Origin of the sequence: Micromonospora sp. CNB394, from assembly GCF_000374985.1 — a bacterium.
Lineage (GTDB): Bacteria > Actinomycetota > Actinomycetes > Mycobacteriales > Micromonosporaceae > Micromonospora > Micromonospora marina.
Window position 1 is genome coordinate 168,748 of record NZ_KB895828.1, and the last position, 15,989, is coordinate 184,736.

General features: G+C 75.2%; 15 protein-coding genes. 10 read left to right on the forward strand and 5 right to left on the reverse strand.

Annotation, left to right across the window (positions count from 1 at the left end; genetic code table 11):
• The first annotated feature begins 129 nt into the window (after window positions 1-129).
• The 6 genes from C569_RS0108045 to C569_RS0108070 are packed head-to-tail and all read left to right on the forward strand — an operon-like array spanning window position 130 to window position 5,381.
• Window positions 130-618, forward strand: coding sequence for a YbaK/EbsC family protein (locus tag C569_RS0108045; RefSeq protein ID WP_026267849.1), 489 nt, complete (start codon window positions 130-132; stop codon window positions 616-618).
• Window positions 615-1,343: a monooxygenase gene (locus tag C569_RS0108050; RefSeq protein ID WP_018785284.1), complete on the forward strand. Its 729-nt coding sequence runs from the start codon at window positions 615-617 to the stop codon at window positions 1,341-1,343. The genes C569_RS0108045 and C569_RS0108050 overlap by 4 nt, the downstream gene beginning before the upstream one ends.
• On the forward strand, window positions 1,340-1,897 hold the full coding sequence (locus C569_RS0108055; RefSeq protein ID WP_018785285.1) for a GNAT family N-acetyltransferase: 558 nt from the start codon (window positions 1,340-1,342) through the stop codon (window positions 1,895-1,897). The genes C569_RS0108050 and C569_RS0108055 overlap by 4 nt, the downstream gene beginning before the upstream one ends.
• Window positions 1,898-1,953: 56 nt before the next feature.
• Entirely contained in the window at window positions 1,954-2,757 is an 804-nt protein-coding gene (locus C569_RS0108060) for a carotenoid biosynthesis protein (protein WP_018785286.1), read from the forward strand.
• Window positions 2,754-3,881 (forward strand): glycosyltransferase family 2 protein, encoded by a 1,128-nt coding sequence (locus C569_RS0108065; RefSeq protein WP_026267850.1) that lies wholly within the window; start codon window positions 2,754-2,756, stop codon window positions 3,879-3,881. Before C569_RS0108060 ends, C569_RS0108065 begins: the two co-directional genes overlap by 4 nt.
• A 12-nt stretch (window positions 3,882-3,893) precedes the next feature.
• Window positions 3,894-5,381 carry an NAD(P)/FAD-dependent oxidoreductase gene (locus C569_RS0108070; protein ID WP_018785288.1) on the forward strand — a complete coding sequence of 496 codons (1,488 nt, stop codon included), beginning with the start codon at window positions 3,894-3,896 and terminating at the stop codon, window positions 5,379-5,381.
• 100 nt (window positions 5,382-5,481) lie between these two features.
• On the opposite strand, the gene C569_RS0108075 is transcribed toward C569_RS0108070, so the two are convergent.
• Both C569_RS0108075 and metF read right to left on the reverse strand, forming a co-directional pair.
• Complete coding sequence (locus tag C569_RS0108075; RefSeq protein WP_018785289.1) at window positions 5,482-6,171, reverse strand: CDP-alcohol phosphatidyltransferase family protein; 690 nt, start codon at window positions 6,169-6,171, stop codon at window positions 5,482-5,484.
• Window positions 6,172-6,215: 44 nt separating this feature from the next.
• Window positions 6,216-7,133, reverse strand: coding sequence for a methylenetetrahydrofolate reductase [NAD(P)H] (gene metF, locus C569_RS0108080; protein WP_018785290.1), 918 nt, complete (start codon window positions 7,131-7,133; stop codon window positions 6,216-6,218).
• A gap of 227 nt (window positions 7,134-7,360) precedes the next feature.
• Here metF and C569_RS29920 point away from each other — a divergent pair, with 227 nt between their 5' ends.
• Both C569_RS29920 and C569_RS0108090 read left to right on the forward strand, forming a co-directional pair.
• Window positions 7,361-8,821 carry a helix-turn-helix transcriptional regulator gene (locus C569_RS29920; RefSeq protein WP_231394740.1) on the forward strand — a complete coding sequence of 487 codons (1,461 nt, stop codon included), beginning with the start codon at window positions 7,361-7,363 and terminating at the stop codon, window positions 8,819-8,821.
• A 17-nt stretch (window positions 8,822-8,838) separates the two neighbouring features.
• On the forward strand, window positions 8,839-9,921 hold the full coding sequence (locus C569_RS0108090; RefSeq protein ID WP_018785291.1) for a polyprenyl synthetase family protein: 1,083 nt from the start codon (window positions 8,839-8,841) through the stop codon (window positions 9,919-9,921).
• Window positions 9,922-10,018: 97 nt separating this feature from the next.
• On the opposite strand, the gene C569_RS0108095 is transcribed toward C569_RS0108090, so the two are convergent.
• Window positions 10,019-10,399 (reverse strand): Rv2175c family DNA-binding protein, encoded by a 381-nt coding sequence (locus C569_RS0108095; protein ID WP_018785292.1) that lies wholly within the window; start codon window positions 10,397-10,399, stop codon window positions 10,019-10,021.
• A 131-nt stretch (window positions 10,400-10,530) separates the two neighbouring features.
• Between C569_RS0108095 and pknB the strand changes: the two genes are divergently transcribed.
• Both pknB and C569_RS0108105 read left to right on the forward strand, forming a co-directional pair.
• Window positions 10,531-12,516: a Stk1 family PASTA domain-containing Ser/Thr kinase gene (gene pknB, locus C569_RS0108100; RefSeq protein ID WP_018785293.1), complete on the forward strand. Its 1,986-nt coding sequence runs from the start codon at window positions 10,531-10,533 to the stop codon at window positions 12,514-12,516.
• Entirely contained in the window at window positions 12,507-13,382 is an 876-nt protein-coding gene (locus tag C569_RS0108105; RefSeq protein ID WP_026267851.1) for a deoxyribonuclease IV, read from the forward strand. Before pknB ends, C569_RS0108105 begins: the two co-directional genes overlap by 10 nt.
• A 102-nt stretch (window positions 13,383-13,484) precedes the next feature.
• Here C569_RS0108105 and C569_RS0108110 read toward each other — a convergent pair whose 3' ends face one another.
• Window positions 13,485-14,459, reverse strand: coding sequence for a low specificity L-threonine aldolase (locus tag C569_RS0108110; protein WP_051090460.1), 975 nt, complete (start codon window positions 14,457-14,459; stop codon window positions 13,485-13,487).
• 104 nt (window positions 14,460-14,563) lie between these two features.
• Window positions 14,564-15,970, reverse strand: a complete 1,407-nt coding sequence (locus tag C569_RS0108115) for a class II 3-deoxy-7-phosphoheptulonate synthase (protein ID WP_018785296.1) — start codon at window positions 15,968-15,970, stop codon at window positions 14,564-14,566.
• Window positions 15,971-15,989: the final 19 nt, after the last annotated feature.

A 15,989-nucleotide genomic window follows, 5' to 3' on the forward strand; every position in this document is an offset into this window, starting at 1 on the left:
ACACTCGTTCTAACTACCCTGACAGTACACCTCCCCACCGACGAAAACGCAACGTGTGACGCGCCGGGGACACACGGGAGGGCGACGGCCCCCGGCGGGGTCGTACCGGGGTGGGGGAAGAATGGGTGCATGCAGCCACACCCGAATGTGCAGGCGGTGCAGCGCGCGCTCGACGACGCGGGCGCGCGGAACGGATCGGGCGAGGCCAGCCTCGTCCGACTGCTCCCCGAGGCGGTGCACACCGCGGCCGCGGCGGCCGGGGCGCTCGGCGTCGCCGTCGGCGCCATCGCCAACTCGCTGGTCTTCGACGCGGACGACGCGCCGCTGCTGGTACTCACCTCCGGCGCGCACCGGGTGGACACCGTCGGGCTCGCCGCCACGCTGGGCGTGACCCACCTGCGCCGGGCCACCCCGGAGTTCGTCAAACGGCACACCGGGCAGGTGATCGGCGGCGTCGCCCCGGTCGGCCACCCCGCGCCGCTGCGGACCGTCGTCGACACCGCCCTGGCCGGGTACGACGAGGTGTGGGCGGCCGGTGGCGTGCCCCGGGCGGTGTTCCCCACCACGTACGCGGAACTGCTGCGGATCACCACCGGCGCCCCGGCCGAGGTGGCGTGAACCCCGGACTCGTCACGCTGCACGTGTGGCGTGTGCCCCGCCGGGCCGTACCCGGTGTGCTGACCCGGATGGCCACCCACCCGGCGCGGCTGCGCCGCCTGCCCGGCGTGCGCTTCGCCAAGCTGCTCGGCACCGGGACCGGCACCGGCTTCGGCCCCGGCGACGCCGACCTGACCCGGTGGGCCGCGCTCGTGGTCTGGGGCTCCCCCGCCGACGCGGCCGGCTTCGACACCTCCCCGGTCGCCCGCTCCTGGGCCCGGATCGCCCGCGCCGCGGTACGGGTGGACCTGCGTCCGCTGACCAGCCGCGGCCGGTGGTCCGGCCGGGAGCCGTTCGGCGCGCCGTCCGGCGGACGGGTCACCGGGCCGGTGCTGGCGCTGACCCGGGCCCGGCTGCGGGCCCGCCGCGCGGCCACGTTCTGGCGCGCGATCCCACCGGTCGCCGCCGAACTGCACGCCGCGCCCGGGCTGCTCGCCCGGTTCGGCGTCGGCGAGGCGCCGCTGGGCTGGCAGGGCACGGTGAGCGTGTGGCGCGACCCGGCGGACCTGGTCGCGTTCGCGTACCGTTCCCCGGAGCACCGCGCCGCGATCACCCGTACCCCCACCGAGGGCTGGTACGCGGAGGAACTGTTCGCGCGGTTCGCGGTGGGCGACGTGGTCGGCGACCGCACGGTGCTCGGCTGGGCCGCCGAGGGCGACCCGGAAACATCGAGAGGGTACGCATGAGGCTGGTGCGGTGGACACCGGACGACCTGGTCCGGCGGCTGGACGACGTGGTGGCCGTCTACGGCGAGGCGATGGGCTACCGGGCCGACCTGCTGGAGGCCCGTCGCGGCTACATCGCCACCCACGTCCGCCGGCCCGGCTTCCGCGCCATCGCCAGCCTGACCCGCGAGGGACACCTGGCCGGTTTCGGGTACGGCTACCAGGGCGCCACCGGGCAGTGGTGGCACGACCAGGTGCACCGGGCGCTGAACGCGCCGGCCCGGCAGCGCTGGCTGACCCACCCGTTCGAGGTGGTCGAGCTGCACGTCCGCCCGCCCGCGCAGGGGCACGGCCTGGGCGCCCGCCAGTTACGCGCGCTGCTCGCCGTGGCCGAGGGTGACACCACGCTGCTGTCCACCCCGGAGGCCGACGAGGAGAAGTCCCGGGCCTGGCGGCTGTACCGCCGGTTCGGCTTCGTCGACGTCCTGCGCCACTTCCACTTCCCCGGCGACGAGCGGCCGTTCGGCGTGCTCGGCCGGGACCTGCCGCTCCCCCCGCCGGACGTCGCACAGTGAGCGCGAGGAGTGAGCCGGGTTTGCGAGCCCCGCAGTCGCGAACGAAAAGCGGCACAGTGAGCGGCCGGCTGCCCTGGGCGTTGCTGGCCGTGCTGGTGCTCGCCCAGATCTGCTACCCGCTCACCGGCGGCGCGACCCGGGCCGGGCTCACCGTGGCCACCGTGGTGCTCGGCTGGCTGCTCTCGGTCGGCCACGCGCTGCTCACCCGTGGCGTCCGTACCGCCGTCGCGCTGGTCGCGGTCGTCACCGGCGGCGGGTTCGCGGTGGAGGCGATCGGCGTGGCCACCGGGTTCCCGTTCGGCAGCTACGACTACTCCGGCGAGCTGGGCCCGAAGCTGGCCGGGGTGCCGCTGATCATCCCGCTCGCCTGGACCTGGATGGCCTGGCCGGCCTGGCTCACCGCGGTCCGGCTGGTCCGCTCCCGGGTCGCGCGGATCGCGCTCTCGGCGGTCGGGCTGGCCGCCTGGGACCTGTTCCTCGACCCGCAGATGGTGGCCGAGGGCTACTGGACCTGGCTCGACGCCACCCCGGCACTGCCCGGGCTGCCAGGCATCCCGGTCAGCAACTACCTCGGCTGGCTGGGCTTCGCGGTGCTGCTCGCCGTCGCGCTGCGCCCGCTCGCCGGGCCGTCGGTGGACCGGGTCGACGGCCGGGACGCCCCGATGTTCGCGCTCTACCTCTGGACGTACGCCTCCAGCGTGCTGGCGCACGCGGTGTTCCTGCGGCTGCCGGCGTCGGCGCTGTGGGGCGCGGCCGGGATGGCGGTGGCGGCGGTGCCGCTGGCGGTGACGCTGTGGCGGGCCCGTCAGGACCGGGCCGGTACGCCGGAGCCGGCGCCGCGCGTCGACGCCCCGGCATGATCGCCGCCCTCACGCTGGCGGTGGCGGTCGCCGCGCTCACCGGTCACACGTTGGTAAACGCGTACGCCTGGCTGCGCCGCCCCACTGCCGGCCCGGCCGAGGTGACCGAGCCGGTGGCGGTGCTGCTGCCGCTGCGCGACGAGGCCGAGCGGGTCACCCCGTGCCTGCGCGCGCTGCTGGCCCAGCGCGGCGTGCCGGACCTGCGGATCGTGGTGCTCGACGACGGCTCGACCGACGGCACCGCCGACGTGGTCCGCGCGGTGACCGGCGACGATCCCCGGGTCACGCTGCTCACCGGGGTCGCCCCGCCGCCCGGCTGGCTGGGCAAACCGCACGCCTGCTGGCAGCTCGCCACCCGGACCGGCCCGGAACCGGTGGTGCTGGCCTTCGTCGACGCCGACGTGGTGCTCACCCCGGACGCGGTCGCGGCGGCGGTGGCCGAGTTGCGCGCGGCCGACGCGGCGCTGCTGTCGCCGTACCCCCGGATCGTGGTGCGGACGGCGGCCGACCGGCTGGTGCAGCCGTTGTTGCAGTGGTTGTGGCTGACGTTCCTGCCGCTGCGCGCGATGGAACGCTCGCGGCGGCCGTCGCTGGCCGCCGCGGGCGGGCAGTTCCTGGTCGTGGACCGGGCCGGCTACCTGCGGGCCGGCGGGCACGCGGCGGTGGCCGACAAGGTGCTGGAGGACATCGAGCTGGCCCGGGCGGTGAAGCGGGCCGGCGGGCGGATCGCGCTGGCCGACGGATCCCGGCTGGCGTCCTGCCGGATGTACGACACCTGGCCGCAGCTGCGCGACGGCTACACCAAGTCGCTGTGGGCGACGTTCGGGCATCCCACCGCCGCGGCCGCCGTGCTGGCGTTGCTGTTCGCGTTGTACGTCGCGCCGCCGCTGCTGGCTCTCGGGGCGCTGCTCGCGGGCACGCCGGCGGTGGCCGCTGTGGCGTTCCTGGCCTACCTGGCCGGCGTCGCCGGGCGGGTGGTGAGTGCCCGCGCCACCGGCGGACGGGCGTGGCCCGACGCGCTGGGCCACCCCGTGTCGGTCGTGGTCCTCGGTTGGCTGACCGTCCGGTCGTACCATCTGCGGAAGCGACACCGGCTCACCTGGCGGGGTCGCCCGGTCACCTAGGAGGGGCACGCCATGGCGCGCATCGTGGTCATCGGCGCCGGGGTGGGCGGGCTCGCCGCCGCCGCCCGGCTCGCGGTCACCGGGCACGAGGTCACCGTCCTCGAACGGGCCGGCACGGTCGGGGGCAAGCTCGGCCGGTACGCCCACCACACCCCGGAGGGGGTGTGGCACTTCGACACCGGACCGAGCCTGTTCACGCTGCCGCAGGTCTTCCACGACCTGTTCGAGGCGACCGGGGCGAAGCTCGACGAATACCTCGACCTGGTCCCGCTGGACCCGATCGTGCGGCACGTCTTCCCCGGCGGTGGCCCCACGCTCGACTCCTGCGCCGACCCGGACGAGTTCGCCGCCCGGATCGGCGCCGCGTTCGGCGACCGGTCCGCCGCCGACTGGCGGGGGTTGTGGCGGCGCGCCGGCCGGGTGTGGGCGGCCTCGCACCGGGACATCCTGCGCCGTACCGTCGACTCGCCCCGTGACCTGGCCGCGCTGGCCTGGCGGCTGGGTGACCTGGCCGCCATCGGTCCCGGCCGCAGTCTGCGCGGGCTGGGCCGCCGCCACCTGTCCGACCCGCGGCTGCGGATGCTGCTGGACCGGTACGCCACGTACACCGGCGCCGACCCGCGCCGCGCCCCGGCCGCGCTCGTCGCCGTCCCCTACGCCGAGCTGGCGTACGGCGGCTGGTACCTGCGCGGCGGGCTGGGCACGCTCGCCGACGCGCTGCTGTCGCGCTGCCTGGACCTGGGCGTGGTGGTGCGCACCGGCGCGACAGTCACCCGGATCGACGCCGCGGGCGGGCGGGTGCACGGGGTACGCGTGGCGGGGACGGCCGCGCCGGTGCCGGCCGACGTGGTGGTGGCGAACGTGGACGCGCTCACCGTCTACCGGAACCTGCTGCCCGACCCGCGCCGGCTGGCCGCGCTCACCGACCGCAGCCTGGCCGGGTTCGTGCTGCTGCTGGGCGTACGCGGCGACTCGGGGCTGGCCCACCACAACGTCTTCTTCCCCCGCGACTACGACGCCGAGTTCGACGCCGTGTTCGGTGCCCCGGGTCGCGGGGTGCGGGCCCGCCCGGCGCCCGACCCGACGGTGTTCGTCACCGCCGCCGACGACCCGGCGGTCCGCCCGGACGGCCACGAGGCGTGGTTCGTGCTGGTCAACGCGCCCCGGCACGGCACCGCCGCGAGCGCCGTGGACTGGCGGCGGCCCGGCCTGGCCGAGGCGTACGCGGACCGGATCCTCGACGTGCTGGCCGAGCGCGGGGCCGACGTGCGGGACCGGCTGGTGTTCCGGGAGATCCGCACCCCGGCCGACCTGGACGCGGCCACCGGCGCGCCGGGCGGGGCGATCTACGGCACCGCGGGCGGGCTGCTGCGCCCGGCCAACCGGGGGCCGGCGGCCGGGCTGTGGCTGGTCGGCGGCTCCAGCCATCCGGGCGGCGGCCTGCCCATGGTCACGCTGTCCGCGGAGATCGTCGCCGAGGCGGTCGGCCCGGCCTGGTGAGGTGTAAGGAGGGGCCCCCTGTTAACGCCTCCGGTAGAGGAAGGGCCCCTTCTTAACGCCACGCTGACCGCCGCGCGGCCGCTGCGCGGGCGCGCGGCGGTCAGTCGGCGTCGACCAGCGCGCGGCGGACGGCGGAGAGCAACTGACCGAGGCCGAACCCGGCGAGCAGCACCCAGACCGTGGTGGCCATGGTGATCGTGCCGGCGGTCAGGTCGGCGTCGATCAGGCCGGTGAGCCCGGCGACCAGCAGCCCGACCAGCGCGACGCAGACCCGGGTGGGCCGCTCCCCCACGGTCACCGCGCCGATCTCGCGCATCCCGGCCGAGACCGCGCGCGCCCGCACGTACTCGTGCAGCCAGGACAGGCCGCCGGCCGCCGCGACCAGCGCGCCCGGCGCGCCGAGCAGCCAGAACGCGATCAGCCAGGCCACCTCGCCGAGCCGGTCGGCGACCGAGTCGTACACGTAGCCCAGCCGGGTGGTGCGGCCGGTCGCCACCGCCACCGCGCCGTCGACACTGTCGGCCACCGCCGCCAGCAGCACGAACAACGCGCCGAGGAACGGCCCGTCGCCGGGCCGCTCCACGAACAGGGGTACGCAGAAGCAGAGCAGCACCCCGAACACGGTCACCGGGGTCGGACCGACGCGCAGCCGGCCCAGCACATAGCCCACGTGGTACGCGAAGCGCAGCCAGGCACGCACCACCGGCGCGGCGGTACGCGGATCGAAGCCGCCGTGCAGCCGCGCCCACGCGGTCGCGTACTGGTCCCAGTTCAGCTGTGTGCCCACCACGGCTCAACCGTAGAAGCACGGCGCGGGTGTCGTGTGGCGGGTGGTCACACCCGGGCGGAGGCGCGCAGCCGCTGCCACACCTCCCGGGTCGCCGTGGACCGGTTGAGCGTGATGAAGTGGATTCCCGGCACGCCCTCGTCGAGCAGCTTCTCGCACATCTCGCTCGCCTGCTCCACGCCCAGGCGGCGGACCGCCTCCGGGTCGTCGGCCACCCGCTCGAACCGCTGCGCCAGCGCCGGCGGGAACGGCGCGCCGGACAGCTGCACCGAGCGTTCGATGGTGCCGATCTGGGTCACCGGCATCACCCCGGCCAGGATCGGCGTGTCGCAGCCGGCGGCGGCCACCCGGTCGCGCAGGCGCAGGTAGTCGTCGGCGTCGAAGAACATCTGGGTGATCGCGAACTCCGCGCCGGCCCGGCACTTGCGGACGAAGTACGCGGTGTCGCTGTCCACGTCCGGCGAGCGCGGGTGCTTGTACGGGAACGCGGCCACGCCGACTCTGAAGTCGCCGCTGTCGCGGACCAGCCGGACCAGGTCCTCGGCGTACCGGACGCCCTCGGGGTGGGCGATCCACTCGCCGCCCGGATCACCCGGCGGGTCACCCCGCACGGCCAGCACGTTGCGCACGCCGACCGAGGCCAGCCGGCCGATCACGTGCCGCAGCTCGGCCACCGAGTGGTTCACCGCGGTGAGGTGCGCCATCGGCAGCAGCGTCGTCTCGGTGGCGATCCGCTCGGTCACCGCGACTGTGGTGTCGCGGGTCGAGCCGCCCGCGCCGTAGGTGATCGACACGAACGACGGGCGCAGCGACTCCAGCTCGCGGATGGCCTGCCAGAGCAGCTTCTCCCCGGCCTGGGTCTTCGGCGGGAAAAACTCGAAGGAGAACGTGGGACGGCCGTCACGGATCAGCTCCCCGATGGCCGGCTGGGGATTGGGAAGGACCGAGGGAAGACCGAGCGCCACGGCCCGACTGTAACCGGGACGGCACGCCGCACCGGGAATCTTCCCAGCCCGCGAACACCTGCCCCGCCGCGACGTCGTACCCCGGGGGTAGAAAGACGGCAGCGCGGTGGGGCGGCCGACGGCCGTCCCGGGGGCCCGCGCGGGGGTCGCCACGACGGCGACGCGCCGGCGCCACCACCTGGCCGGGCGTCCGCGTCGCCATCCGCGCCGTCACCCCGGAGGTTCCGATGATCCCGTCCCCGCCACCGGGCCCGTGCCTGCTCGGGCCGCTGCTGGCGCAGTTGCGGGCCGCCCGTGGCTGGAGCCAGCAGCGGATGGCCGCCGAGCTGTGCGCCGCCTCCGGCGTGCCCACGCTGACGCGCAACGAGGTGTCCCGCTGGGAACGCCAGCTGCGGCTCCCCGGCGACTTCTGGTCCGCCTGGCTGGCAACGGTCCTGGGGGTGCCGGGCGAGTTGCTGGCCGGGGCCGCCGCCCGCAGCCGCCGGCTGGGCGTGGTGCCCGCGGCGGTCGGCCCGGCCGGATCCCGGGCCCGGCTGGCGCTGCTCACGCTCGCGTACCGCTGGGTGGCCGACCCGGGCGGCCGCACGCCGGTCGGCCCGTTTCCCGCCGCACCGCCGCTGCCCGGCCCGCCGGGACGGGACGCCGAGCGCTCGCCCGTCGCGGACGAGTCGCTGTGGCTCGACGTCCCGCGCGGCCCGGACGATCCCGCCGGTGCCGGTCGTGACCGCCCGGTGGACGGGGTGACGCTCGCCACGCTGCGGCGCTGGGACGACCTGCTCGGCGGTGGCGACCTCGCCGGGCACGGTGCCCGCGGGCTGCGGCGGGCGGTCCGCGGCTACCGGCGCGCCGGGCCCGCCGGCCGGCGCGCGATGCTGCCCGCGCTCGCCGAGTCGGCGCAGCTCGCCGGGTGGCTGGCCGCCGACACGGGCGACCTCGGCGGGAGCCTGGACGCGTACCGGCTGGCGCTGCGCGCGGCGGTGGCCGCCGGGCAGCCGCCGTTGGCCGGGTACGTGCTCGCGTCGGCCAGTCACCTGCTGGCCGGCGCCGGCGACCCGGCCGGCGCGCTGGTCCTGGCCCGGATCGGGTACGCGGGCGGCCGCGCCACCGCCTCGCCCGGTCTGCGCGCGCTGCTGCTGCACCGGGTGGCGCTCGCCGCCGCGCTCGCCGGGCGTCCCCGTGCCGCCGGGCAGGCGCTGGCCGGTGCCGATCGGGCCGGCACGCCGGAGCCCGGCCGGGAGCCGCCCTGGCTCTACTGGCTCGACACGGCCGAACTGGCGGCGATGACCGGGCGCACGCTCGTGGCGCTGGGCCGTCCGGCCGCCGCCGTGCCGCTGCTGACGCCGGTGGTGGGCGCGCGGGGCCGCCCGCGCCGGTCGGCCGTGTACGGCGGCTGGCTGGCCCGCGCCCACCTGGGCCTGGGCGCGGTGCCCGAGGCGTGCGCGGTGGCCGGGGAGGCGCTGCTCGACGCGGTCCGGTCCGGTTCCCCCCGGGCCGTCGGCCAGCTCACCGCGTTCCGCCGCGGCCTGGCGCACGCGCCGCCCGGTCCGGCGACCCAGGGGTACGCGCGAGCGCTCACCGCGGCCCGCCCGTACCTGCCATCCGGCGCGCGCCCCGCCACCGGCGCGACCGTCCGCGCGGGTGAGCCACGAGGCACGCCGGGACGCCGGGCACGGCGGGAACGGGTGTGAACCGCTAGCGTCGTGGCGTGACCCACGCTGCTCCCGTATCCCCCGTCGACCGTGCCGGCCTGCGTCAGCGGATCGACAAGGCGCTCACCGAGTTCCTCGCCGGCCAGCGCGGCTGGCTGACCGCCGTCGACGACGGCCTGCTGCCCGTCGCGGAGGCGGTCGAGGCGTTCGTGCTGGGCGGCGGCAAGCGGCTACGCCCGGCGTTCGGCTACTGGGGTTACCGGGGCGCCGGCGGGATCGACTCCGACCAGGTCGTCGCCACCCTGGCCGCACTGGAGTTCGTGCAGGCCAGTGCGCTGATCCACGACGACCTGATGGACCGGTCGGACACCCGGCGCGGCGAGCCGGCGATGCACAGGCGGTTCGCCGCCCGGCACCGTACGGCCGGCTGGGGCGGCGACGCGGACGCCTTCGGCGACGCGGCGGCGATCCTGCTGGGCGACCTGTGCCTGGTCTGGTCCGACGAGCTGCTGCACTCCTCCGGCCTGCCGCCGGCCACGGTGGCCCGGGCCCGGCCGGTCTTCGACGAGATGCGCACCGAGGTGACCGTCGGGCAGTACCTGGACGTGCTGACCCAGGCCACCGGGGACGCCTCGCTGGACCGGGCCGCGAAGGTGGCCCGGTACAAGTCGGCGAAGTACACGGTCGAGCGCCCGCTGCTGCTGGGCGCCGCGCTGGCCGGCGCGCCGCCCGAGGTGCATGCCGCGTACTCGGCGTACGGGCTGCCGCTGGGTGAGGCGTTCCAGCTCCGCGACGACGTGCTGGGGGTGTTCGGCGACCCGGAGCGCACCGGCAAACCGGCCGGCGACGACCTGCGCGAGGGCAAGCGTACATACCTCGTGGCGGCCGCTCTGGAGACGCTCGACCCGGCCGGCCGGGAGGCGCTGCTGGCCGGGCTCGGCGTACCGGACCTGGACGCGGCCGGGGTGGACCGGCTGCGTGAGCTGATCAGCACGAGCGGCGCGCTGGAGCGGGCCGAGCGGCACATCACCGCGCTCACCGAGAGCGCTCTGGCCGCGCTCACCGCTGTCGACCTGGACACCGAGGCCCGCCAGGCCCTGGTCGACCTGGCCATCGCCGCCACCCGCCGTCCCGCCTGACCCTTGCCACAGGGGAGTCGATCATGAGGCTGGCGGCACTTTCGGAGATCGACTTCGCCGCCAACTTCATGATCGACGAGAACGGAGGCAGAAGGGGCTAGAAGGCTACGGCCTGGGCTCGGCGTTTGACCTCTCGGGCCAGGTCGCCGCCGAGGGCTACGGCGGGGGTGCCGGGAAGAGATGGGTCCTCCCGGTAGAGCCAGCGCAGCGCCTCCTCGTCGTCGTACCCGGCGTCGGCGAGCAGGTTGAGCACGCCGGGCAGGTGCTTGAGCACGGTGCGGTTGGCCACCAGGTCGGCCGGGATCCGGCGGACGCCGTCGCGGCGCACCGCGAGCAGCTCGCGGTCGCGGATCATCTGGTGCACCTTACTGATCGACAGGTCCAGGCGCTCGGCCACGTCGGGCAGCGTCAGCCAGCCGGCCGGGTCGGCCGGTCCGGCCAGGTCGGGGCCGGTCTCGGCGGGTACGGAATCGGTCACCCGACCACCCTGCCACGTGCCCGCCGGGACCGGTGCACGGCACCCCCGCAGCGCGCCGGTCCACCCGTGTCCGAACCCGGCGGTAGCATCCTGTTCTACGTTCACCCTTCCGACACATAGACTGCCTGCCGATGGACACACAGGTCGCCGACACGTTGCTGGGCTCGCTGATCGAGGGGCGCTACCGCATTCGCGGGCGCGTCGCCCGGGGCGGCATGGCGACCGTGTACACCGCCACCGACGAGCGCCTGGAGCGCACCGTGGCGGTCAAGATCATTCACCCGACCCAGGCGCCGCAGGCCAGGGCCCGGATGGCCGGCTTCGTCGCGCGCTTCACCGACGAGGCGAAGACGATCGCCCGGCTCACCCACCCGAACGTGGTGGCGGTCTACGACCAGGGCATCCACGCCGGCCTGCCGTACCTGGTGATGGAGTACGTCCGCGGTCGCACGCTGCGCGACGTGCTCGCCGAGCGCCGCCGGCTGAACCCGGACGAGGCACTCGCGATCACCGAGCAGATGCTCGCCGCGCTCGCCGCCGCGCACCGGGCGGGCCTGGTGCACCGCGACGTCAAGCCGGAGAACGTGCTCGTCGCCGAGGTGCCCACCGGCGGCAGCCGCAACCTGGTCGACAGCGTCGTCAAGGTGGCCGACTTCGGGCTGGCCCGGGCCGTCGAGGCCAGCGCCGAGGACGAGAACGGCAACCAGCTCATGGCGACCGTGGCGTACGTGGCGCCGGAACTGGTCACCCAGGGCCACGCGGACCCGCGCACCGACGTCTACTCGGCCGGCATCGTGCTGTTCGAGATGCTCACCGGCCGGGTGCCCTACGACGGCGACCGTCCGGTGGAGGTCGCATGGCAGCACGTCGACCGGGACGTACCGGCCCCGTCGACGCTGGTGCCGGCGCTGCCGCCGGCTCTCGACGCGCTCGTCGCCCGGGCCACCCGGCGCGATCCGGCCGGCCGCCCGGCCGACGCCGCGGCGCTGCTGAGCGAGGTGCAGGCCGCCCGCGAGCAGCTGGGCCACCCGCACGCGCACACCACCGTGCTGCCGCAGCTCAGCGACGACACGGCGATCCTGAGCCAGCCGACCCAGATGGTGGCCGCGCTCCAGCCGGTCGAGCGCCCCGCGTGGGCCCGGCTGCCCGACAGCGGCGCCGCGCAGCGTCCGCACCGGCGCCGCGCCGTGGAGGAGGACGATCCGGGCACCGGGTTCGCCGCCCTGCGTACCCGGATCATGGGCTCGCCGCGCGGACGGCTGGCCGTCGCCGCGGCGGTCGTGGTGCTCGGCCTGGTCGCCGCGGTGGGTGGCTGGTGGTTCGGCGTGGGCCGCTACACGGTCGCGCCGCAGATGGTGAGCCTGACCAAGGCCGACGCGGAGGCGCAGGCGCAGCGCGGCGGCTTCACACTGAAGTACGCCACTGGGCGCCACGACGAGCAGGTCCCCAAGGACACCGTGCTCGGGCAGTCCCCGGGCTCGGCCGCGCGGATCGTCAAGGGCGGCACGATCACGCTGACCCTGTCGCTCGGTCCGGAGCGGCTTCCGGTGCCGGACGTGGTGGGCAAGGACTACGCGCTGGCCCAGGCCGAGCTGGAGGGCGTCAACCTGGTCGTGGCCAAGGGCTCCTCCCGGTACGACGACACGCTGCCCACGGGCGTGGTGCTTGCCACCGATCCGAAGGTGGGCACCGAGGTCAAGCCCGGGGCCAAGGTGACGGTGATCCTCAGCAAGGGTCGCGCGCCGGTGACGGTGCCCGACCTGGTCGGCAAGAGCCTCGCCGAGGCGCGGACCATCCTCGCGCAGCTCGGGCTGAAGCCGGTGGAGAACGTCAAGGACTCCGACAAGCCGAAGGACGAGATCCTCGGCCAGAGCCCGGCCGACGGCACCGGTGTGGAGAAGGGCGCCCAGGTCAAGCTGGAGATCAGCAAGGGCCCGCCGCAGGTGGCCGTCCCCCGGGTGATCGACATGCCCTGCCAGCAGGCCAAGCAGATGCTGGAGAGCCAGGGCTTCCCGGTCAACGTCCAGCTCAGGCCGAACGGCGTCGTCCGGCTGCAGAACCCGGCCGAGAACACGCCGGTGCCGCCGGGTACGACTGTCACTGTGACATGCCTGTGAGCGCAGGTGACGGACGCCGGCGGGTGGGGTCGCACACCCCCACCTCCGGTGGCCTGGGCCGGGCGGCCCTCCCGTACGCGGACGCGGCCGAGTCCGAGGTGGTGCAGGTCTACGTGTCGAACTCGCGCGGCTGGGCGCTGCCGGCCGGCGACCCGGCGCAGGACGCGTTGTTCCGCGACGGGTGCGGTGAGCGCGGACTGCCCGTGTTCATCCACGCGTCGCTGCTGGTCAACCTCGGCTCCCCCACCCCGGCGACGGTGACCCGGTCGGCGGAGACGCTGGCGCACGCGCTGCGGCGGGGCCGGGCGATCGGCGCCGAGGGCGTGGTGTTCCACGCCGGCAGCGCGGTCGACTCCGGTCACGCCGAGGCGGCCCTGCGGCAGGTCCGCGAGGCGCTGCTCCCGCTGCTCGACGAGATCGCCGCCACCGGCGGGCCGATGCTGCTGGTCGAGCCGAGCGCCGGGGGCGGCCGGTCACTGGCGTCCCGGGTCGAGCACCTCGGTCCCTACCTGGACGCGGTCGACCGGCACCCGATGCTCGGGGTCTGCTTCGACACCTGTCATGCCTGGGCTGCCGGTCACGACCTGGCCGCCGAGGGCGGCATGACCGCCACGCTCGACACGCTCGTCGCCACGGTGGGCGCGGACCGGTTGCGGCTGGTGCACGCGAACGACTCGAAGGACCTGTGCGGCTCCACCCGGGACCGGCACGAGAACATCGGCAAGGGCACCATCGGCGAGCCGGCGTTCGCCGAGCTGATGCGCCACCCGGCGACCGCCGGGGTGCCAGTGCTGGTGGAGACCCCCACGGAGAAGCACATCGGCCACGCCGCCGACATCGCCACCCTGAAGCGCCTCCACCCCTGACGGGGTTCGCTCCCCTCCCCCGCATGACTCCGGTGATCAAGGAGTTCGTGTCCCGCCACGGCGCGGATTCGGACACGAACTCCTTGATCACCGCCGACATGGTCAGGCGCGCAGGGCGGTGTCCAGGATGGTGGCGGCGCGGTCGATCTGCGCGTCGGTGACGTCCAGGTGGGTGACCAGCCGGGCGGTACGCGGGCCGAGCACCGAGATCAACAGCCCTTCCGCCCGCGCCGCCGCCGCCAGCGCGTGCGCGTCCAGCGGGTGCTTGGTCAGGTCCAGCGGCACGATGTTGGTCCGCACCACCGACGCGAGCACCCCGTGCGGGGCGACCGCCTCGGCCAGCCGGGCCGCCTTCACGTGGTCGTCGGCGAGCCGCCCGACGTGGTGCGCCAGCGCGTACCGGCCCGCGGCGGCGAGGACGCCGACCTGCCGCATGCCGCCGCCCATCCGCTTGCGCAGGAACCGCGCCCGGGCGATCTTCTCCGCGCTGCCCACGATCAGCGAGCCGACCGGCGCGCCGAGACCCTTGGAGAGGCAGACCGACAGCGTGTCGAACAGCACGCCGTACCCGGCAAGCGGCACCCCGTCGGCGACGTGCGCGTGCCAGATCCGCGCGCCGTCGCAGTGCAGCGCCACCCCGTGCTCGTCGGCGACCTCGCGCATCCGGCGCAGCGTCGGCAGCGGGATCACCCCGCCGCCGCCCCGGTTGTGGGTCTGCTCCACCGCGATCGCCCGGGTGGGCACCGCGAAGTAGCCGTCCGGCCGGATCATCCCGGCGACCACGTCGGGGTCCAGATCCGCGCCCACCGCGGGCCACGTCCGCGAGGAGATCCCGCCGTACGCGGCGGCGGCACCGACCTCGTACGTGACCACGTGCGCGTCGGCGTCGCAGAGCAGCTCGTCCCCGGCCGGCACGTGCAACTGGAGCGCGATCTGGTTGGCCATCGAGCCGCTCGGGGCGAACAGTGCCGCCTCGTGACCGAACAGCGCGGCCACCTCGGCCTCCAGCGCGGTGACCGTCGGATCCTCGCCGTAGACGTCGTCGCCCACCTCGGCGACGGCCATCGCCTCCCGCATCCCCGGCGTCGGCCGGGTCACGGTGTCCGTCCGCAGATCGATGACCTCACCCACTGTGCCCCCTCCGGCTGCCGACTGCGGGGCTCGCAAGCTCACTCCTCGCGTCAGCCACGGAGCATCTCCGCCACCAGGAACGCCAACTCCAGCGACTGCTGGGTGTTCAGCCGGGGGTCGCAGGCGGTCTCGTACCGGTCGGGCAGGTCGAGGTCCTCGATGCCCTGGGCGCCGCCGAGGCACTCGGTGACGTCCTCGCCGGTCAGCTCGACGTGCAGGCCACCCGGGTGGGTGTCCAGGCCGCGGTGCACCTCGAAGTAGCCGAGCACCTCGTCGACGATCCGGTCGAAGTGCCGGGTCTTGTAGCCGTTCGAGGACTCGTGCGTGTTGCCGTGCATCGGGTCGCACTGCCACACGACCTTCGCCCCGGCGGCGGTGACCTTGGCGACGATCGGCGGCAGCGCGTCGCGGACCCGGTGGTTGCCCATCCGGCTGATCAGCGTGAGCCGACCCGGGATGTTGTCCGGGTTGAGCTTCTCGCAGAGTTCGATCGCCTCGTCCGGCGTGGTCGTCGGGCCGAGCTTGACGCCGATCGGGTTGGCGATGCGGGAGATGAAGTCGATGTGCGCGCCGTCGATCTGCCGGGTCCGCTCACCGATCCAGAGGAAGTGCCCGGACAGGCCGTACGCCTTGCCGTTGGAGATCCGGGTCAGCGCCCGGTCGTACTCCAGCGCGAGCGCCTCGTGCGAGCAGTGCAGCGTGACGGTGCGCAGCGCCTCGTCGTCGGTCATCCCGCAGGCCCGGATGAAGGCGAGCGCCCGGTCGATCTCGCGGGCGATCGCCTCGTAGCGCTCGCCGGCCGGGGACCGCCGGACGAAGTCCTTGTTCCAGTCGTGCACGGCGTGCAGGTCGGCCAGCCCGCCGGCCAGGTACGCCCGGAGCATGTTCATCGCGGCGGCCGAGTTGGCGTACGCCCGGATCATGCGCTGCGGGTCGGCGACCCGCGCCTCCGGCGTGGCCTCCAGGGAATTGATCATGTCGCCGCGGTAGGCGGGCAGGCCCCGGGCGTCGGTCGGCAGGGACCGGGGCTTGGTGTACTGGCCGGCGACCCGGGCGACCTTGACCACCGGCAGCGACGCGCCGTAGGTGAGCACGATGGCCATCTGGAGCAGCGTGCGGGCGTTGGCGAGCAGGTGGCTCTCGGTGTTGTCGGCGAAGGTCTCCGCGCAGTCGCCGCCCTGGAGCAGGAACGCCTTGCCCTCGCAGACCAGCGCGAGCCGCTGCCGCAACTGGTCGACCTCGTAGGGCGCGACCACCGAGGGCACCGTGTCCAGCACCCGGCAGACCTCGGCCACCTGGGCCGGGTCGTCCCAGGGTGGGGTCTGCGCGCGCGGCAGCTCCCGCCAGCGGTCGAGACCGAGGGCAGCGTCCTCGGCGGAGTCGGCGGTCGGGCGGCTGGTCTGTAGACCAGGGCTGCCCACGGCGGGGTGACTCAGCTGATGCCACTCATGGCGCATGGAGGAAAGCGTACGGCGA